The sequence below is a fragment of the Streptomyces sp. NPDC030165 genome, assembly GCF_055573595.1.
The window spans coordinates 161,570-181,146 of the sequence record NZ_JBVIBD010000002.1 but is presented as its reverse complement, the minus strand read 5'-3'; the positions used below and the strand labels follow the sequence as shown (position 1 = coordinate 181,146).

At 71.7% G+C, this 19,577-nt stretch carries 16 protein-coding genes; 9 read left to right on the top strand and 7 right to left on the bottom strand.

The window, feature by feature from the left end:
* The first annotated feature begins 19 nt into the window (after nt 1–19).
* Nucleotides 20–1,822 (top strand): ABC-F family ATP-binding cassette domain-containing protein, encoded by a 1,803-nt coding sequence (locus ACZ4Z1_RS03995; protein WP_468484997.1) that lies wholly within the window; start codon nt 20–22, stop codon nt 1,820–1,822.
* A 203-nt stretch (nt 1,823–2,025) separates the two neighbouring features.
* Complete coding sequence (locus ACZ4Z1_RS03990) at nt 2,026–2,742, top strand: helix-turn-helix transcriptional regulator (protein ID WP_468484996.1); 717 nt, start codon at nt 2,026–2,028, stop codon at nt 2,740–2,742.
* Nucleotides 2,743–2,752: 10 nt separating this feature from the next.
* Here the strand turns inward: ACZ4Z1_RS03990 and ACZ4Z1_RS03985 are convergent, their stop codons facing one another.
* Nucleotides 2,753–3,049, bottom strand: a complete 297-nt coding sequence (locus ACZ4Z1_RS03985) for a hypothetical protein (protein ID WP_468484995.1) — start codon at nt 3,047–3,049, stop codon at nt 2,753–2,755.
* Nucleotides 3,050–3,079: 30 nt separating this feature from the next.
* Nucleotides 3,080–4,750, bottom strand: a complete 1,671-nt coding sequence (locus tag ACZ4Z1_RS03980) for a sodium:solute symporter family protein (protein ID WP_468484994.1) — start codon at nt 4,748–4,750, stop codon at nt 3,080–3,082.
* Between the two features lie 235 nt (nt 4,751–4,985).
* Between ACZ4Z1_RS03980 and galT the strand changes: the two genes are divergently transcribed.
* From galT to ACZ4Z1_RS03960, 4 genes are all read left to right on the top strand, one after another.
* Nucleotides 4,986–6,032 carry a galactose-1-phosphate uridylyltransferase gene (gene galT, locus ACZ4Z1_RS03975; protein WP_468484993.1) on the top strand — a complete coding sequence of 349 codons (1,047 nt, stop codon included), beginning with the start codon at nt 4,986–4,988 and terminating at the stop codon, nt 6,030–6,032.
* The gene (gene galE / locus ACZ4Z1_RS03970; protein WP_468484992.1) at nt 6,029–7,000 is read left to right on the top strand and encodes a UDP-glucose 4-epimerase GalE; all 972 of its coding nucleotides are present in this window, start codon (nt 6,029–6,031) and stop codon (nt 6,998–7,000) included. Before galT ends, galE begins: the two co-directional genes overlap by 4 nt.
* Nucleotides 6,997–8,217, top strand: coding sequence for a galactokinase (gene galK, locus ACZ4Z1_RS03965; RefSeq protein WP_468484991.1), 1,221 nt, complete (start codon nt 6,997–6,999; stop codon nt 8,215–8,217). The genes galE and galK overlap by 4 nt, the downstream gene beginning before the upstream one ends.
* Before the next feature lie 332 nt (nt 8,218–8,549).
* Nucleotides 8,550–9,329 carry a LuxR C-terminal-related transcriptional regulator gene (locus ACZ4Z1_RS03960; protein WP_468484990.1) on the top strand — a complete coding sequence of 260 codons (780 nt, stop codon included), beginning with the start codon at nt 8,550–8,552 and terminating at the stop codon, nt 9,327–9,329.
* A gap of 50 nt (nt 9,330–9,379) precedes the next feature.
* Here ACZ4Z1_RS03960 and ACZ4Z1_RS03955 read toward each other — a convergent pair whose 3' ends face one another.
* The 3 genes from ACZ4Z1_RS03955 to ACZ4Z1_RS03945 all read right to left on the bottom strand — a co-directional run bounded on the left by ACZ4Z1_RS03955 (nt 9,380) and on the right by ACZ4Z1_RS03945 (nt 13,190).
* Nucleotides 9,380–11,446, bottom strand: a complete 2,067-nt coding sequence (locus ACZ4Z1_RS03955; protein WP_468484989.1) for a beta-galactosidase — start codon at nt 11,444–11,446, stop codon at nt 9,380–9,382.
* 234 nt (nt 11,447–11,680) lie between these two features.
* On the bottom strand, nt 11,681–12,568 hold the full coding sequence (locus ACZ4Z1_RS03950; protein ID WP_468484988.1) for an SDR family NAD(P)-dependent oxidoreductase: 888 nt from the start codon (nt 12,566–12,568) through the stop codon (nt 11,681–11,683).
* 124 nt (nt 12,569–12,692) lie between these two features.
* Nucleotides 12,693–13,190 (bottom strand): MarR family winged helix-turn-helix transcriptional regulator, encoded by a 498-nt coding sequence (locus tag ACZ4Z1_RS03945; protein ID WP_468484987.1) that lies wholly within the window; start codon nt 13,188–13,190, stop codon nt 12,693–12,695.
* Nucleotides 13,191–13,334: 144 nt separating this feature from the next.
* Between ACZ4Z1_RS03945 and ACZ4Z1_RS03940 the strand changes: the two genes are divergently transcribed.
* Complete coding sequence (locus tag ACZ4Z1_RS03940) at nt 13,335–14,153, top strand: trans-aconitate 2-methyltransferase (RefSeq protein WP_468484986.1); 819 nt, start codon at nt 13,335–13,337, stop codon at nt 14,151–14,153.
* An 18-nt stretch (nt 14,154–14,171) separates the two neighbouring features.
* Nucleotides 14,172–14,540, top strand: a complete 369-nt coding sequence (locus tag ACZ4Z1_RS03935) for a VOC family protein (RefSeq protein ID WP_468484985.1) — start codon at nt 14,172–14,174, stop codon at nt 14,538–14,540.
* Nucleotides 14,541–14,590: 50 nt separating this feature from the next.
* Here ACZ4Z1_RS03935 and ACZ4Z1_RS03930 read toward each other — a convergent pair whose 3' ends face one another.
* Together ACZ4Z1_RS03930 and ACZ4Z1_RS03925 are read right to left on the bottom strand one after the other, a co-directional pair.
* Nucleotides 14,591–15,277: a TetR/AcrR family transcriptional regulator gene (locus tag ACZ4Z1_RS03930; RefSeq protein WP_468484984.1), complete on the bottom strand. Its 687-nt coding sequence runs from the start codon at nt 15,275–15,277 to the stop codon at nt 14,591–14,593.
* Between the two features lie 22 nt (nt 15,278–15,299).
* Nucleotides 15,300–16,292, bottom strand: a complete 993-nt coding sequence (locus tag ACZ4Z1_RS03925) for an acyl-CoA desaturase (RefSeq protein WP_468484983.1) — start codon at nt 16,290–16,292, stop codon at nt 15,300–15,302.
* Between the two features lie 393 nt (nt 16,293–16,685).
* Here ACZ4Z1_RS03925 and ppc point away from each other — a divergent pair, with 393 nt between their 5' ends.
* Nucleotides 16,686–19,460, top strand: a complete 2,775-nt coding sequence (gene ppc, locus ACZ4Z1_RS03920) for a phosphoenolpyruvate carboxylase (RefSeq protein ID WP_468484982.1) — start codon at nt 16,686–16,688, stop codon at nt 19,458–19,460.
* Nucleotides 19,461–19,577 lie beyond the last annotated feature (117 nt).

Sequence of the window (19,577 nt, the reverse complement as noted above, 5' to 3'; positions counted from 1 at the left end):
CCGACCGATGGAGTGAAGAGTGGCCGTCAACCTCGTCAATCTGGAAGCCGTGGGCAAGGTGTACGGGACCCGTGCACTGCTCGACGGTGTTTCCCTGGGCGTCAATGAGGGGGACCGGATCGGCGTCGTGGGGCGTAACGGCGACGGTAAGACCACGTTGATCCGGATTCTCGCGAAGCTGGAGGGCGCCGACGACGGGCGGGTCACGCACAACAGCGGGCTGCGGCTGGGGGTGCTGACGCAGCACGATTCGCTGGACCCGGCCGCGACCGTGCGCCATGAGGTGATCGGTGATCTCGCGGATCACGAGTGGCGGGGCAATGCGAAGATCCGCGATGTGCTGACCGGGCTGTTCGGCGGGCTGGACCTGCCGGGGCTGGGGCAGGGGCTGGACACCGTGATCGGGCCGCTGTCGGGTGGTGAGCGGCGGCGGATCGCGCTGGCGAAACTGCTGATCGCCGAGCAGGACCTGATCGTGCTGGACGAGCCGACCAACCATTTGGACGTAGAAGGCATCTCGTGGCTCGCCGGGCACCTGCGGGGGCGGCGGTCGGCGCTGGTGTGCGTCACGCACGACCGGTGGTTCCTGGACCAGGTGTGCACGCGGATGTGGGACGTGCAGCGCGGGGACGTCCACGAGTACGAGGGCGGGTACAGCGACTACGTGTTCGCCCGTGCCGAGCGGGAACGGATCGCCGCCAGCGAGGAAGCCAAGCGGCAGAACCTGATGCGCAAGGAGCTGGCCTGGCTGCGGCGGGGGGCTCCGGCGCGTACGAGCAAGCCGCGGTTCCGTATCGAGGCGGCCAACGAGCTGATCGCGGACGTGCCGCCGCCGCGGGACACCGCCGAGCTGATGAAGTTCGCCAATTCGCGGCTGGGCAAGACGGTATTCGAGCTGGCGGACGTGACCGTCCAGGCCGGGCCGAAGGTACTGCTCAAGCATCTGACCTGGCAGCTGGGGCCGGGGGACCGGATCGGGCTGGTCGGGGTCAACGGGGCGGGCAAGACGTCGTTGCTGCGTGCGTTGGCCGAGGCGGCGCGTACGGAGGGGGAGGCGCAGCCGGCGGCGGGGAAGATCGTGGTCGGCAAGACCGTGAAGCTGGCGTACCTGTCGCAGGAGGTCGCGGAGCTGGACCCGGCGCTGCGGGTGCTGGAGGCCGTACAGCGGGTGCGGGAGCGGGTGGATCTCGGCAAGGGCCGGGAGATGACCGCGGGGCAGCTGTGCGAGAAGTTCGGGTTCACCAAGGAGAAGCAGTGGACGCCGGTCGGTGACCTGTCGGGTGGTGAGCGGCGGCGGCTGCAGATTCTGCGGCTGCTGATGGACGAGCCGAACGTGCTGTTCCTGGACGAGCCGACGAACGATCTCGACATCGAGACGCTGACACAGCTGGAGGACCTGCTGGACGGCTGGGCCGGGTCGCTGGTGGTCATCAGCCACGACCGGTACTTCGTCGAGCGGACCACGGACCGGGTGTTCGCGTTGCTGGGGGACGCGACCTTGCGGATGCTGCCGCGGGGGCTGGACGAGTACCTGGAGCGGCGGCAGAAGGTGATCGACGCGGCGGCGCCCGCGCCGGCTCCGGCGGAGGCCGCGCCGAAGCAGAAGCCGGCGGCCGTCACGCGGGCGGCGCAGAAGGAACTCCAGAAGATCGAGCGGCAGTTGGACCGCATCGGTGAGAAGGAGTCGAAGCTGCACGCGCAGATCGCGGAGCACGCGACGGATTTCGAGAAGGTCGCGGGGCTGGACGCGCAGTTGCGTGAGCTGGTGGGGGAGCGCGAGGAGCTGGAGATGCGCTGGCTGGAGCTGGCAGAGGACGCGTAGCGATCGGCTGCGGTGCCTCTCCTGTCACATTCGGCCAAGAAAGTGCGTCTGACTCAACCTGATTGGCCGGGATTTCAGCGTTGCGGCAGGCTTCTTCCCCTGAGGGGGCGCGCAATGTCGAACAAGCGTGTAGCTTCCGGGGGCAAGGGGCCTGGCGAGGGCCGGGGGGCTGGGCTCGCCGGGGAATTTGGGGGGTTGCTGCAATGGGCGTGCGGCTGATGGTGGTCGACGATCACCGACTGCTCGCCGAGGCACTCGCCTCGGCCTTGAAACTGCGCGGGCACCGCGTGCTCGCGGCGGCCGCCCCGAGCGCCGGGGCGGCGGACCTGGTGGTGAGCCGCGCGCCCGAAGTGTGCCTGCTGGGCACGGCGGCACCGGCCGAACCGGGCGCCTTCGACCCGGTCGTCCGCATCAAGAAGGAGCGGCCGCAGGTCGCGGTGGTGGTGCTCGGTCCGGTGCCCAATCCGCGGGGTATCGCCGCCGCGTTCGCCGCGGGTGCCTCGGGCTACGTACGGCACGACGAGCGCATCGAGGGCGTGGAACGCGCCATGATGAAGGCGCGGGCGGGCGAGGCGGCGATCGCGCCGCAGTTGCTCCAGCAAGCCTTCGAGGAACTGCTGCATCCGGCCGCGCAGCCTGACGACGAGGGGGCCCGGCTGCTCCAGATGCTCACTCCGCGCGAGGTGGAGGTGCTGGTGCGGGTCGCCGAGGGCGAGGACACCCGGCTGATCGCCGCGGGCATGGGGATCGCGCCGAGCACCGCCCGTACGCATGTGCAGCGGGTCCTGATGAAGCTGGGCGTGGGCTCGCGGCTGGAGGCGGCGGCGCTGGCGGCCCGTACGGGACTGCTGGACCGGGCGGCGACGCGGGGCGCGGGCGCGCGTGAGGCGGCGGGAGCGGAGGCGGTCCCGCCGCCGTGACGGGCGCCGGTCAGTCGGTGTCCTCCTGGAGGGCCGCCAGTTCTTCGGCGGTCGGGGGGACGGTGGGGCGGATCTTGAGCCAGGCCAGGAAGAACAGGCCGAGCAGGAGCATGCCCAGGCCCGTCCAGAGATTGATGTTGATGTCCTCGGCCTTCTTCAGGTCCGCGTCGGTGACGGCGAACCCGGCGATCATGACGATGACGCCGTAGAGCGTGAACAGGCCGCCGATGATGAGGCGGATGTCGAAGAGCCGGGCGGCCGTGGCCGACCTGCGTTCGAGTTCGACCTCGTGCTGGTAGTCACTCATGGTGCTGGTTCCTTCGGCAGAGGTGGGGCGTCAGAAGGAGTACGGGACGTAGCAGAGCGCGGCGAGGACGACCGCGCCCCAGCCGAGCAGGGCGGGCTTGCGGTACCAGGCGTCGTCGCCCTTGGCGGGGGGCTCGTCCAGGCCGGGCGACCTGGTGCCGTAGACCAGGCCGGCCAGTTCCGCCTCGGGCTTGGGCTCGGTGAACAGGGTGACACCGACCATCACCACCGCGCCGACGACGAAGGCGACGATCGCGGAGACGAAGTTGGCGCCCTGGTCGGTGGGGATGGCGATGATGCCCTGCTTGTAGATCCAGAAGTAGTTGATCATCGCGGCGGTGGTGCCCGCGACCAGGCCCCACACGCCCGACTTCATGGAGGCCCGCTTCCAGAACATGCCGATGATGAACACCACGAACATCGGCACGTTGAAGAACGAGAACAGCGTCTGGAGGTAGCCCATGATGTTGTTGAAGCTGGCGGCCAGGAAGGCCGTACCGATGCTGCACAGCACGCCGACGGCGGTCACCAGACGGCCGAACCGCAGGTAGTAGCGGTCCTCGCGGCCGGGCCGCACGTACTTCGCCCAGATGTCGGAGGTGAAGACGGTGTTGAACGACGAGACGTTGGCGGCCATGCCCGCCATGAAGGCGGCCAGCAGGCCGGTGACCGCGATGCCGAGGACGCCGTTGGGCAGCAGGTCCCGCATCAGCAGCGGAATGGCGTCGTTGTAGGTCAGGCCGGAGCCCTCCTGGCCGATGCGCGGTACGACGACCGCGGCGACCAGGCCGGGGATCATCACCAGGAAGGCGATGAACATCTTCGGGTACGCGGCGATCAGCGGGGTGCGCTGCGCGGCGGAGAGGTTCTTGGCGGACAGGGCGCGCTGCACCTCGGCGAAGTTGGTGGTCCAGTAGCCGAAGGAGAGCACGAAGCCCAGGCCGAGGATGATCGTCAGCCAGTTGGCGCCGAGCGCGTTGGGCTCGCCGATGCCGGTGCCGTCCCAGGCGGTCAGGAAGCTGTGCCCGTGGCTCTTCTCCAGCGACGAGGTCAGCCCGTCCCAGCCGCCGACCCGCTTGAGGCCGATGACGCAGATGGGGATGAGCGCGGCCAGGATCACGAAGAACTGCAGCACCTCGTTGTAGATCGCCGAGGACAGGCCGCCGACGGTGATGTACGCCAGGACGAACAGCCCGGCGACGACGATGGCCACCCACTGCGGCCAGCCGAGCAGCGCCTCGACGACGATCGACAGGGCGTAGAGGTTGACGCCCGCGATGAGGATGGCGGCGAAGGCGAACAGTACGGAGCTGAGCAGGTGCGCCGACTTGTCGAAGCGCTGGAGCAGGAACTCCGGTACGGAGCGGACCCGCGAGCCGTAGTAGAACGGCATCATCACCAGGCCGAGGAACACCATGGCGGGGATGGCGCCGATCCAGTACCAGTGCACGACGGCGACGCCGTACTGCGCGCCGGTGGCGGCCATGCCGAGGATCTCGGTGGCGCCGAGGTTGGCGGCGACGAAGGCCAGGCCGGTGACCCAGGCGGGCAGCGACCGCCCGGACAGGAAGAAGTCCAGGCTGGTCTTCACGCTGCGCCGGGCGGCGAAGCCGATGCCGAGGACGACGGCGAAGTAGATGGCCAGAATCGCGTAGTCGAGTCCGTTGGTGGGCAGCCGTAGCCCTGCGGCCAAGGTGATCATGGGAGCACTCACTTCTCTGTGCGTGATGAACGCACAGGAACCTACGCGCGGTCCTTCAGGAACTGAAGACTTTTGTTCGTTCCCGTGGTGCGATCGTGATCGGGGTGGGCCTTTTGCGGGGGAATCTCCGGGTGCTTGTCCGGGCAGAGCCCGGCGTTGACGGGGTTGTTTACTTGTGCTTCATTGTGTGTGTTTGTGTTTGGTGGGTGTGACGGCGTGCCCGAGGAGTGCTCCAGTGAAGAAGACGATGACCCGGCTCGCCGACGGCCGGGAGCTCATCTACTACGACCTGCGCGACGACGTGGTGCGCGACGACACCGACCGCCGCCCGCTCGACCCGGTCTCCACCGCCTCCGAGATCCGCCACGACCGCCTGCTCGGCGACGCGGTCGCCGTCGCCTCGCACCGCCAGGGCCGTACGTACCACCCGCCGGCCGACGCCTGCCCCCTGTGCCCCTCCCGCGACGGCCGCGGCACCGAGATCCCCGCCGCCGACTACGACGTCGCCGTCTTCGAGAACCGCTTCCCCTCCCTGGCCGGCGACACCGGCCGCTGCGAGGTCGTCTGCTTCACCTCCGACCACGACGCCTCCTTCGCCGACCTCACCGGGGAACAGGCCGCGCTCGTCCTGGAGGCGTGGACCGACCGCACCGCCGAACTCTCCCAGCTCCCCGGCGTCCGGCAAGTCTTCTGCTTCGAGAACCGCGGCGCGGAGATCGGCGTCACCCTCGGCCACCCGCACGGCCAGATCTACGCGTACCCCTTCACCACCCCACGCACCGAACGGATGCTCGCCCAGCTCGCCGTCCACCGCGAGCGCACCGGCGGCCGCAACCTCTTCGACGACGTCCTCGCCGACGAACGCGCCGACGGTCGCCGCATCGTGCTGGACGCCGAGCACTGGACCGCCTTCGTCCCGTACGCCGCCCACTGGCCGTACGAGGTCCACCTGTACCCCAAGCACCGCGTCCCCGACCTGCTCGCCCTCGGCGAGGACGCGCGCACAGAGTTCCCACAGGTCTATCTGGAAGTCTTGCGGCGCTTCGACCGGATCTTCGGCCCCGGTGAGCCGCCGACCCCGTACATCTCCGCCTGGCACCAGGCGCCGCTGTACGCCGCCGACCGCGCCGGGTTCGCGCTCCATCTGGAGGTTTTCACCATCCGCCGCACTTCCGGCAAGCTGAAGTTCCTCGCGGGTTCCGAATCCGGCATGAACGTGTTCATCAACGACGTGCCGCCGGAGGCTGCGGCCGAGCGACTGCGGGAGGTAGCGAGCGAGTGAGCAAGAAATACCTGGTCACCGGCGGTGCGGGATACGTGGGCAGCGTCGTGGCGGCCCACCTGGTCGAGGCCGGGCACACCGTCACGGTCCTCGACGACCTGTCCACCGGCCACCGCGAGGGCGTCCCGGCCGGCACCCGCTTCATCGAGGGCCGCGTCCAGGACGCCGCCCGCCACCTGGACCCCTCCTACGACGCGGTACTGCACTTCGCCGCCTTCTCGCAGGTCGGCGAGTCCGTCACCGACCCCGAGAAGTACTGGCGCAACAACGTCGGCGGGACCATGGACCTGCTCGCCGCGATGCGCGGCGCCGGCGTGCGCACCCTGGTCTTCTCCTCCACCGCCGCGACCTACGGCGAGCCCGAGACCACCCCGATCACCGAGTCCGCGCCCACCGCGCCCACCAGCCCGTACGGCGCCTCCAAGCTCGCCGTCGACCACATGATCGCGGGCGAGTGCGCCGCGCACGGCCTGGCCGCCGTCTCGCTGCGCTACTTCAACGTCGCGGGCGCCCACGGGAACTGCGGCGAGCGCCACGACCCCGAGTCGCACCTGATCCCGCTCGTCCTCCAGGTCGCCCAGGGCAAGCGGGAGGCCATCTCCGTCTACGGCGACGACTACCCGACGCCCGACGGCACCTGCGTACGCGACTACATCCACGTCGCCGACCTGGCGGAGGCCCACCTGCTCGCCCTGGAGGCTCCCGCCCCCGGCGAACACCTCATCTGCAACCTCGGCAACGGCAACGGCTTCTCCGTACGCGAGGTCGTCGAAACCGTCCGCAAGGTCACCGGCCACCCCGTACCCGAGATCACCGCGGGCCGCCGCGCAGGCGACCCCGCCGTCCTGGTCGCCTCCGCGCAGACCGCGATCGACCGGCTCGGCTGGCGCCCCAGCCGTACCGACCTGGCCGAGATCGTCGCCGACGCCTGGGAGTTCGCCCGGCGCAGGGAGGCCCGCACCCCGTGACGGACACCAGCAGCCCGGCCGCGGACCAGGAGCAGCGCGCCCGGCACACCGCCGAGCGCTTCCGCGAGGTGTACGGCGCCGCCCCCGCCGGAGTGTGGGCGGCGCCCGGCCGCGTCAACCTGATCGGCGAACACACCGACTACAACGACGGCTTCGTCATGCCGCTGGCCCTGCCGCACACCACCCTCGCCGCCGCCGCACCCCGCACCGACAGTGTCCTGCGGGTGCACTCCGGCGACAGCGGCGGCAACGGCCAGACCGTCGAACTGCGCCTGGACGCCCTGCGCCCGGCCCCCGACGGCGGCTGGGCGGGCTACCCGGCGGGCATCGCCTGGGCCCTGCGCGAGGCCGGGCTGCCCGTCGGCGGCGCCGACCTCCACTACGACAGCACCGTCCCGGTCGGCGCCGGACTGTCCTCGTCGGCCGCCCTGGAGGTCGTCACCGCACTCGCCCTCGACGACCTGTACGGCCTCGGCCTCACCCGGCAGCGCATCGCCCGGCTCGCGCAGCGCGCCGAGAACGCCTTCGTGGGCGTGCCCTGCGGCATCATGGACCAGACCGCCGCCGCCTGCTGCACCGAAGGCCACGCGCTGTTCCTGGACACCCGCGACCTCACGCAGCGCCAGATCCCGTTCGATTTGGCGGGGGAGGGACTGCGGCTCCTGGTCGTCGACACCCGGGTCAAACACGAGCTGGGGGACGGCGCGTACGCACAACGCCGCGCCCTGTGCGAGCGCGGCGCGCGGGCGCTAGGCGTACACACGCTGCGCGACGTGCCGTACGCGCAACTGCCCGCCGCCCTGGAAAAGCTCGCGGCCGGACAGGGCCGACCGGACGACGGCGGACCCGGCGTCCGGGCCGTCGTACGGCACGTCGTCACCGAGAACCGGCGGGTCGAGGACGTCATCGCCCGCCTGGACGCCGGCGAGACCCGCGCCATCGGCCCGCTGCTGACCGCCGGACACGCCTCGCTGCGCGACGACTTCCGGGTCTCCTGCGCCGAACTGGACCTCGCCGTCGAGGCGGCGGGCGCGGCGGGCGCGCTCGGGGCCCGGATGACCGGCGGCGGATTCGGCGGCTCGGCCGTCGTCCTCGTCGAGGAGACCGGCGCGGACGCCGTCGCCGCCCGCGTCACCGAGGCGTTCGCGGCGGCCGGCCACGCGGCGCCACGGATCTTTCCGGCCGTTCCGGGCGCGGGAGCACGCCGGCTGGCGTGAGGTGCGGGAGGCGGGGGACGGGGCCGGCGTACGGGCCCGCCCCGGCCGATCGGATTCGGACGAACCTTGTCGACTTGCGCCCCTCGACGGCCGCTGGGCCCCACCCTGAACACTTGGGCCGGGCAGTTTTGCCAATAGCCTTCCGTTGCCGCACCCCGTCCGTACTCTGAGTCCCAGCACCGGTGGGGGCCGGTGCTGATCAGGGGGCGAGACAGTCGGGTACGACGCCCGGGGTGGGGTAACCATGCGGCACGGCGGCGGCCGTGCGGCTGCGTCGGCCTTGTCCCGGGCGCCGTGCCCACTTGGTCCGTTCCCCGAGACAGGGGGTCTCAGTGCAACGCATCCGGGTTCTGGTGGTCGACGACCACCGCATCTTCGCCGAATCCCTGGCGGCCGCACTCGCGGCCGAGCAGGACGTGGACGTGGCCGCGGCCGGCAGCGGACCTGCGGCTCTGCGCAGCCTGGAGCGGGCGGCCACGGACGGCCGGCGCTTCGACGTGATGCTCATCGACGCCGACCTCGGCACCGTCGCGGCACCTCTGGCATCCGTACCGGACCGGCCCGCGCCGGCCCGCGACGGCGCCTCGGACGGCGGGCCGCTGGACGGCATCTCGCTGGTCGCGGGCGTCCGCACGGCGTATCCGTACGTGCGCACCGTCGTGCTCGCCGAGAAGGACGACCCGCGCCGGGCCGCCTTCGCCCTGCAGGCGGGCGCCGGCGGCTGGGTCGCCAAGGACTGCTCGCTCTCCCGCCTGCTCGCCGTCATCCGCGGCGTACTGCGCGACGAGACGCACCTGCCGCCCGCGCTGCTGACCGGCGTCCTGCGGGAGCTGACGGCGGCCCGCAAGCACCGTACGGAGAGCGAACGGCTGGTGGAGTCGCTGACGCCGCGCGAGCGCGAGGTGCTGCGCTGCATGGTGGCCGGGCTGGGCCGCAAGGCGGTCGCCGAGCGCCTGTTCCTGTCCCCGCACACGGTCCGTACGCACATGCAGAACGTGCTCGGCAAGCTGGGCGTCCACTCGACGCTCGCCGCCGTGGCGCTGGCACGGCGGGCCGGAGTGGGGCCGGTGGAGCTCGAACCGGCCACGGCCGCGGCGCCCGCGCTGACCTGAGGCGCGGCGCGGGACCCGCCCGCGCCGCGCCCGGCACCGGCCGGCCCCGGTCAGCCGCCCTCGGGCACCGCCCCGTGCAGGTCCTTCAGCACGGCCACACCGCGGGCCGGCAGCCCTATCCGGTACGTGTGCCCGGCCCGCTCCCCGCGCGTCCCGGCGAGCGCGTCGGCCATCGGGCAGGGCAGGGCGATGTCGGCTGCCAGCGCACCGTGGTTGAGCAGGAACAGGAAGCGCCCGCCGGCGCCCTCCCGGACGGTGGCCTGCACACCCTCGGGCAGCCCGGCCAGCACCGGCCGCACACCCGCCGCCGCCCGTACGCCGTCCATCAGGGCGCGCATCAGCGCCGGTTCGAGGCGGGTGCCGACGTACGTCACCGTGCCCGCGCCGTAACCGTGCCGGGTGACGGCCGGACGGCCCGCCAGGTCACCGTCCGCGAACTCCGCGACCGGCTCGGCGCCTTCGAGGTGGACGGCCTCCGCCCACAGGTCCGCCGTACCGGCGGGCAGTTCCAGGGCGCCCGCCTCCGCGCCCTTCCGCCGTACGCCCGCCAGGCCCCGTACGGCCACCACCGCCCCCTCGTCCAGCGGCCAGAACTCCTCCACCCGCAGGCCCAGCAGTGACCGCAGCGGCCCCGGACAGCCGCCGGGATGCACCCGGTCGCAGTCGTCCACGACCCCCGAGAAGAACGACACCAGCAGGTGGCCGCCGCCCCGCACGTACGCCGCCAGGCGCTGCGCGACCGGTTCCGTCAGCAGGTACAGGTTGGGCACGACGACCAGCCGGTAGCCCGACAGGTCACGCTCCGGCGGCACGACGTCGCACGCGACCCCCGCCTCGAACAGCGGCCGGTAGTGCCCCAGCGCCAGGTCCGGCAGGCGCAGCGCCGTGGACGGGCGCGAGTCCAGCTCCAGGGCCCGCCAGCTGTCCCAGTCCGTCACCAGCGCCGCCGTCGGTCGCGCCACCCGCGTCCCCGCGAGCTCCGGTACGGACGCCAGCTCCCGCCCCAGGTCGCACACCTCGCGGAAGATCCGGGTGTCCGTACCGGCGTGCGGCACCATCGCCGAGTGGAACTTCTCCGCGCCGCCACGCGACTGCCGCCACTGGAAGTACAGGACGGCATCCGCGCCCTGCGCGACCGCCTGCCAGCTCCACAGGCGCATCGCGCCCGGCGGTTTGGGACCGTTGCGGGCCCGCCAGTTGACCGCGCCGGGCGCCTGCTCCAGCAGCAGCCAGGGCTGCCCGCCGCGCGCCGAACGCATCAGGTCGAAGGTGTACGCGGCCTTCAGGTGCGTCTCCGGGTCGAACGGGTCCTGGTAGAAGTCCAGCGCCATCGCGTCCATCTCACGCGACCACGCGAAGGCGTCCACCGGCTTGTGGAACGGCATCAGATTCGTGGTCACCGGCGTCCCGGGGCTCAGGCGCGCCAGCACCTCCCGCTCCGCCAGGTAGCAGCCGCGCAGCGCGTCGTCGCTGAAGCGCAGGTAGTCCAGCTGGTGGGCGGGGTTGGGGAAGGTGGGCGCGGTACGCGGCGGCAGCACCTCCTCGAAGTCCGTGTACGCCTGCGACCAGAAGGCCGTCGACCAGGCGTCGTTGAGCCGCGCCACGCTCCCGTACCGCTCGCGCAGCCAGCGCCGGAAGTCCGCGGCGGACACGTCGCAGAAGCACTGGCGGGTGTGGCAGCCGTACTCGTTGCCGACGTGCCACAGGGCCAGCGCCGGATGCCCGGCGTAACGGGCGGCGAGCCGCTCCACGAGGCGGACCGCGTGCTCGCGGTAGACCGGACTGGACGGGCAGTAGTGCTGCCGCCCGCCGGGCCAGCGGCGCTGCCCGTCCGGGCCCTGCGGCAGCACCTCCGGGTGCGCGCGGGTGAGCCACGGCGGCGGGGAGGCGGTCATGGTGGCCAGGCACACGCGGATGCCCGCGCCGCCGAGGCCGTCCATGACGCGGTCGAACCAGTCGAAGTCGTACGCACCGGGCCGGGGCTCGGCCTTCGCCCACGAGAAGATCCCGGCGGTGACCATGGTGACGTGGGCCTGCTTCATGAGGCTCAGGTCCGCTTCCCACACCTCCTCGGGCCACTGCTCGGGGTTGTAGTCCGCACCGAAATGGATGCCCATCGGGTTCCCTTGGTCGCGACGTGTACCGGCACGAGCTGCGGGCGGCGCGGCCGACGGGTGCGGGGCGGCCGCCCGTACCACCATGATTCCCGCGGAGGGGCGCGGCAGCGCGCACATCCGGCCGCGTCGGCGGGCGGCGTGCCCGGCAGGACGGGTTCCTACGGGTACACAGGACGCGCTTCACGGTCGCCCAGGACGTGCTTCACGGACGCTCAGGACACGCTTCACGGACGCTCAGGACGACGCCTTCCGCACGCTCCACCCGCCGTCCACCACCAGGTCCGTCCCCGTCACGTACGACGCGTCGTCGGACAGCAGGAACGCGACGGCGGCCGCCACCTCCTCCGGGCGCCCCAGCCGCCCCGCCGCGGTCGCCTCGGCGCTGGCCCGCCGGTCCGCCTCGCCGACGGCCTCCCAGGCGGCCGTCAGCACCGGGCCCGGCAGCACGCAGTTCACCCGGACCTCCGGCCCGTACTCGACCGCCAGCTGGCGCGCCAGCCCGGTCAGCCCCGCCTTGGACGCGGCGTACGCGGGACGGCCCGGCAGCCCGAAGCGCGCCTGCACCGAGGAGGTGAGCACCACCGCGCCGCGCCGCGCCCGCAGGTCCGCCAGTACGGCCCGTACGCCCAGGAAGGCCCCGGTCAGGTTCACCGCCAGCTGCCGGTCCCAGTCCGCCGGCGCGGCCATGTCGGCGGGCGCGTGCGGCCCCTGCACGGCGGCGTTGCCGACCAGCGCGTCCACCGGCCCGTACCGCTGCCGGGCAGCGTGCGCGGCACGCTGCCAGTGGTCCTCGCGCGCCACGTCGCAGTGCTCGTACGAGGCCCGGCCGCCGAGGGCGCGGATACGGCGGGCGGTGCGCTCGCCGTGTTCGTCGTCGATGTCCAGGAGCAGCACCTGGGCGCCCTCGGCCGCCAGCCGGTCCGCGGTCGCCGCGCCGATCCCGGCGGCGGCGCCGGTCACCAGGACCGTACGGCCCGTGAACCGTGAACCGTCCGGCGCTCCCGAAGGCCGCCGCTGCCCTTGCCGCCCGTACGCCCCCTGCCGCCCCTGTTGCCCTGGCTGCCCTTGGTGCCCTTGCCGTGCTTCGTGCCCCTGCTGACCCCGCGGGCCGTGCTGGCTCATGGTCGCGATCCAAGCCCAACGGGCGGGGGCGCGGCAAGTGGACGTGGCGGGCGGGGCGAGGGGGCGTCGCGGGCGGGGCGCGCGGGTGTCGTGGCGCGGGGGCCGCGGCGGCCCCGTACAGCCGTCAGCCCGGCGTGTTGTCGAACGGTGCCGTCAACTGGCGCAGCAGGGCGGCCAGTTCGCCGCGCTGCTGGTGGGACAGCTCGGCCAGGATGGCGCGCTCCTGCGTGAGCAGCCCGGCCAGCGACTCGTCGGCCGCCTCGCGTCCCTCCGGGGTCAGTCGCACCAGCACCCCGCGCCGGTCGCTGGGGTCGGGCAGCCGCTCGACCAGGCCCTTCTTCGTCAGCCGGTCGATGCGGTTGGTCATCGTGCCGGAAGTGACCAGGGTCTGTGTGAGCAGTGCGCCGGGGGACAGCTGATACGGAGCCCCCGCGCGGCGCAGCGCGGTGAGCACGTCGAACTCCCAGGGCTCCAGACCGACCTCGGAGAAGGCGAGGCGGCGTGCGCGGTCGAGGTGTCTGGCCAGCCTGCTGATGCGGCTGAGGACCTCAAGCGGTTCCACGTCGAGGTCCGGGCGCTCCCGGCGCCATGCTGCGACCAGTCGGTCGACCTCGTCCTCCATGTCGATCAGTGTAGTTGGTCTGTCGATGTGAAGTCTCTTGACGTCAAGATATATTTGTGTGGACTATTGGGCATCGTCGGCGGTGGGCTCACGCCGCGCTCGCGTGGCCTGTACCAACCCTGTATCAGCCGAAGGGGTTCGAACATGCACGTCGCACCAACCTGGGATCCGCAGCAGTACCTGCGCCACGCCGGACACCGTACGCGCCCGTTCCACGATCTGCTCGCCCGCATACCCGAGCTGCCCAACCGCAACCGCCCCGCCCGCATCGCCGACCTCGGCTGCGGCCCCGGCAACGTCACCGTCCAGCTCACCGACCGCTGGCCCGACGCGCACATCACCGGCCTGGACAGCTCCGCGGACATGCTCAAGGAGGCCGAGGCGTACGCGGGTCCCACCCCCGGCGGCGGCCACCTCGACTTCGGCCCCGCCGACGCCGTGGACTGGCGCCCTGCGGAACCGTTCGACCTGATCGTCTCCAACGCGGCGCTCCAGTGGGTCCCGAACCACCCCGAATCCCTCCCGGCCTGGATCGACGGCCTCACCCCCGGCGGCACCCTCGCCTTCCAGGTCCCCGGAAACTTCACCTCACCCAGCCACGCACTGCTCGGCGAACTCTGCGACGAACCCCAGTGGCGCGACCGCCTCGCCGGCCACGGCCGCCGCTTCGTCCACATCCTCGACCCCACCGCCTACCTGGAACGCCTCACCGCACTCGGCTGCGCGGTGGACGCCTGGGAGACCACCTACGTCCAGCTCCTCCAGGGTGAGGACCCGGTCCTCGACTGGGTCAAGGGCACCGCTCTGCGCCCCGTACTGACCGCCCTGGAAGACGACCCCGCGGCCTGCGAGGAATTCCTCTCCCAGTACCGCGACCTGCTCCGCAAGTCCTACCCACCCGGCCCGCACGGCACCGTCTTCCCGTTCCGCCGCATCTTCGTGGTGGCCCACAAGGAACGCTGACCCACCCGAGGTGAAGCCATGATCACCGGCCTCGACCACGTCCAGCTCGCCGCACCACCCGGCAGCGAAACCGCCCTGCGCGCGTTCTACGGGGGCGTCCTCGGCCTCCGCGAGATCCCCAAGCCGCCGGCGTTGGCCGAGCGAGGCGGCTGCTGGTTCGAGGCCGGCCAGGCCCAGCTCCACCTGGGCACAGACCCCGATTTCCACCCGGCCCGAAAGGCCCACCCGGGCCTGCGCGTCACGGGCATCCGCACCTACGCGGCCCGCCTCACCGATCACGGCACCCCCGTGACCTGGGACGACAGCCTTCCGGACCATCACCGCTGCTACGCGTACGACCCGGTCGGCAACCGGCTGGAATTCCTGGAACGGCGGGACGGGCGGTGAGCCGACCCTGACAGCGGCGCGGTCCGGCTGCGCCCCTCAGGACCGCCGGTTCAGGACCGCCGGTGGCCTATCAGACGCGGTTTCGGTTCGAGGCCGTCCAGGCCGTGCCAGGCGAGGTTGACCAGGTGGGCGGCGACCTCGGGCTTTTTCGGTTTGCGGACGTCGAGCCACCACTGGCCGGTGAGGGCGACCATGCCGACCAGGGCCTGGGCGTACAGGGGGGCCAGCTTCGGGTCGAAGCCGCGGGCCTTGAATTCCAGGCCGAGGATGTCTTCCACCTGGGTGGCGATGTCGCTGATCAGCGACGCGAAGGTGCCGGTGGACTGGGCGACGGGGGAGTCGCGGACCAGGATGCGGAAGCCGTCGGTGTACGTCTCGATGTAGTCCAGGAGGGCGAACGCGGCCTGTTCGAGGAGTTCGCGGGGGTGGCCGGCGGTCAGGGCGCCGGTGACCATGTCCAGCAGCTGGCGCATCTCGCGGTCCACCACGACCGCGTACAGCCCTTCCTTGCCGCCGAAATGCTCGTAGACGACCGGCTTGGAGACGCCGGCCTTGGCGGCGATCTCCTCGACCGAGGTGCCCTCGAAGCCGCGTTCCGCGAACAGGGCGCGACCGATGTCGAGCAGCTGCTCACGGCGCTGGGCGCCCGTCATCCGCACCCTGCGGGTGCGCCGGGTGTCCGCGCCGGAGGGGGCCTTGCCCTGATTGTCGTTCACGCTGCTGCCATCGATCGCCACCCGTCCATCATGCCTTCCCCGGCTACCGCCGCCCGGCAGCCCCGCTCGCGGCCTCGTCCAGGCGCTTGGCGTCCAGGCGCGAGGCGTTCGGCCAGCGCACGTCGTACGCCCAGCCGGCCTTCTCGAACCAGCGGATCAGACGGGCACTGGAGTCGAGCTGCCCCTTCATGACGCCGTGCCGCGCGCACGTCGGGTCGGCGTGGTGCAGGTTGTGCCAGGACTCGCCGCAGGAGAGCACCGCCAGCCACCAGACGTTGCCGGAGCGGTCGCGGGACTTGAACGGGCGCTTGCCGACCGCGTGGCAGATGGAGTTGATCGACCACGTGACGTGGTGGAGCAGGGCGACACGGACCAGGGAGCCCCAGAAGAACGCGGTCACCGCGCCCTGCCAGGACAGCGTGGCCAGGCCCCCGATCAGCGGCGGGACGAGCAGCGAGACGACCGTCCACAGGACGAACTGGCGGGAGACGCGGCGGATCGCGTCGTCCTTGATCAGGTCGGGCGCGTACTTGTGCTGTGAGGTCTGCTCCTCGTCGAACATCCAGCCGATGTGCGCCCACCACAGGCCTTTCATGAGCGCCGGCACCGTCTCGCCGTACTTCCAGGGGGAGTGCGGATCGCCCTCGGCGTCGGAGAACTTGTGGTGCTTGCGGTGGTCGGCCACCCAGCGCACCAGCGGTCCCTCGACCGCCATCGATCCCATGATCGCCAGCGCGATCCGCAGCGGACGCCTGGCCTTGAAGGCGCCGTGGGTGAAGTAGCGGTGGAAGCCGATGGTGATGCCGTGGCAGCCGATGAAGTACATCGCCGCCAGCAGCGCCAGGTCGAGCCAGCTGACGCCCCAGCCCCAGGCCAGCGGCACCGCGGCCACCAGCGCGACGAAGGGCAGGGTGATGAACAGCAGCAGGGTGACCTGTTCGACCGAGCGTTTGCTGTCGCTGCCGAGCGTCGCGGACGGCAGCGAGGATTCGACGGGTTTGGGGGTTTCTTCGATGACTTCGGGGCTAGCGGTCATGTGGTGTCCCTCGTAGGGGCTCGGGGCACGGTTACGGCTACGGGACCGTAACCTACGGTCTCGTAAGTATGGCAGCGCCGGAAGCTCGGGCAAGGGTCCGACAGGTCGGTAACGGGTGACCGAATTGCGGCAAAACAAGCCGGGGAAGCAGTGCAAGTTCCGTCACATATGGACAACGGCCAGGTGTGAGAGCCCGCCGGATCAGGTAGGTCCCACAGAACGGACAGGGTGATCCGCCGATGCCGCGGAGACCTATCCTGGGGAACGTCGGACAGCGCGGTCCGCGAACCGCCCCCAGCACCGCCGGGGGCACCCCCGGCACCAGCCGGGGAGCACCCCTGCCAGCGCCCGGACGTGCTCAGATCACGAAGATCACTGCAAGGAGCCGCACCTGTGAGCAGTGCCGACATCACCCCCGCCGCGAACGACGAGCCCACCGGCACCCCGGCCGCCGCCGACGCCGCACGCGACAACGGCCCCCTGCGCGCCGACATCCGCCGCCTCGGCGACCTCCTCGGCGAGACCCTCGTCCGCCAGGAAGGCCAGGAGCTGCTGGACCTCGTCGAACAGGTCCGCGCCCTGACCCGCTCCGACGGCGAGGCCGCCGCCCGGCTCCTCGGCGAGACCGACCTGGCCACCGCCGCCAAGCTCGTCCGCGCCTTCTCCACCTACTTCCACCTCGCCAACGTCACCGAGCAGGTCCACCGCGGCCGCGAACTGCGCGCCCGGCGCGCCGCCGAAGGCGGCATCCTCGCCCGCACCGCCGACATGCTCAAGGACGCCGACCCCGAGCACCTGCGCGCCACCGCCGCCAACCTCGGCGTACGGCCCGTCTTCACCGCACACCCCACCGAAGCCGCCCGCCGCTCCGTCCTCACCAAGCTCCGCAAGGTCGCCGAGCTGCTGGACCGCACCGACACCGGCGAACGCCGCCGCGCCGACCTGCGCCTCGCCGAGAACATCGACCTCATCTGGCAGACCGACGAACTGCGCGTCGCCCGCCCCGAGCCGACCGACGAGGCCCGCAACGCCATCTACTACCTCGACGAACTCGGCCGCGGCGCCGTCGGCGACGTCCTCGAAGACCTCGCCGCCGAACTCGAACGCGCCGGCGCCCAGCTCCCGCCCGGCACCCGCCCCCTGACCTTCGGCACCTGGATCGGCGGCGACCGCGACGGCAACCCCAACGTCACCCCCCAGGTCACCTGGGACGTCCTGATCCTCCAGCACGAACACGGCATCACCGACGCCCTCGAACACATCGACGAGCTGCGCGGCGCCCTGTCCAACTCCATCCGCAACTGCGGCGCCACCGACGAACTCCTGGCCTCCCTCCAGCAGGACCTCGACGCGCTCCCCGAGATCAGCCCCCGCTACAAGCGGCTGAACGCCGAAGAGCCGTACCGCCTCAAGGCCACCTGCATCCGCCAGAAGCTCGTCAACACCCGCGAACGCCTCGCCAACGACACCCCCCACGTCCCCGGCCGCGACTACCTCGGCACCGCCGGCCTCCTCGACGACCTCACTCTCATCCAGACCTCCCTGCGCGAACACCGCGGCGGCCTCGTCGCCGACGGCCGCCTGGAACGCACGATCCGCACCATCGCGGCCTTCGGCCTCCAGCTCGCCACCATGGACGTCCGCGAACACGCCGACGCCCACCACCACGCCCTCGGCCAGCTCTTCGACCGCCTAGGCGAGGAATCCTGGCGCTACACCGACATGCCGCGCGACTACCGCCGCAAGCTCCTCGCCAAGGAACTCCGCTCGCGCCGCCCGCTCGCCCCCAGCCCCGCCCCCCTCGACGAAGCCGGCGCCAAGACCCTCGGCGTCTTCCGCACCGTCCTCAAGGCCAAGGAGACCTTCGGCCCCGAGGTCGTCGAGTCCTACATCATCTCCATGTGCCAGGGCTCCGACGACGTCTTCGCCGCCACCGTCCTGGCCCGCGAGGCCGGCCTGATCGACCTGCACGCCGGCTGGGCCAAGATCGGCATCGTGCCGCTCCTGGAGACCACCGACGAACTCAAGATCGCCGACCAGCTCCTCGACGAAATGCTCGCCGACCCCTCCTACCGCCGCCTGGTCGCCCTGCGCGGCGACGTCCAGGAGGTCATGCTCGGCTACTCCGACTCCTCCAAGTTCGGCGGCATCACGACCTCCCAGTGGGAGATCCACCGCGCCCAGCGCCTGCTGCGCGACGTCGCCCACCGGCACGGCGTACGCCTGCGCCTCTTCCACGGCCGCGGCGGCACCGTCGGCCGCGGCGGCGGCCCCTCCCACGACGCGATCCTCGCCCAGCCCTACGGCACCCTCGAAGGCGAGATCAAGGTCACCGAACAGGGCGAGGTCATCTCCGACAAGTACCTGGTCCCCTCCCTCGCCCGGGAGAACCTGGAACTGACCGTCGCAGCCACCCTCCAGGCGTCCGCGCTGCACACCGCGCCCCGCCAGTCCGACGAGGCGCTCGCCCGCTGGGACGCCGCCATGGAGACCGTCTCCGACGCCGCCCACGGCGCGTACCGGCGCCTGGTCGAGGACCCCGACCTGCCCGCCTACTTCTTCGCGTCCACCCCCGTCGACCAGCTCGCCGAACTCCACCTCGGCTCCCGCCCCTCCCGCCGCCCCGACTCCGGCGCCGGACTCGACGGCCTGCGCGCCATCCCGTGGGTCTTCGGCTGGACCCAGTCCCGCCAGATCGTCCCCGGCTGGTACGGCGTCGGCACGGGCCTGAAGGCCGCCCGCGAAGCCGGACTCGACGTCGTCCTCGACGAGATGCACGAGCACTGGCACTTCTTCCGCAACTTCCTGTCCAACGTCGAGATGACGCTGGCCAAGACCGACCTGCGGATCGCCCAGCACTACGTCGACACCCTCGTCCCCGACGAGCTCAAGCACGTCTTCGACACGATCAAGGCCGAGCACGAACTGACCGTGCAGGAAGTCCTGCGCGTCACGGGCGAGAGCGAACTGCTCGAATCCAACCCGGTGCTCAAGCAGACCTTTCACATCCGGGACGCCTACCTCGACCCGATCTCCTACCTCCAGGTCACGCTCCTGCACCGCCAGCGGGCCGCCGCGGAACGCGGCGAGGAAGCCGATCCGGTACTGGCGCGGGCGCTCCTGCTCACCGTCAACGGGGTGGCGGCGGGACTTCGCAACACCGGGTGAGCCGGACGGCCGACCGGTAGGACACACGGCGTCGGGGGGGGGGGGGGGGGGGGGGGGGGGGGGGGTGTTGGTGCATGGAGAAATCGAGCAACACCCACGCACCCAACCCAGCAAAGA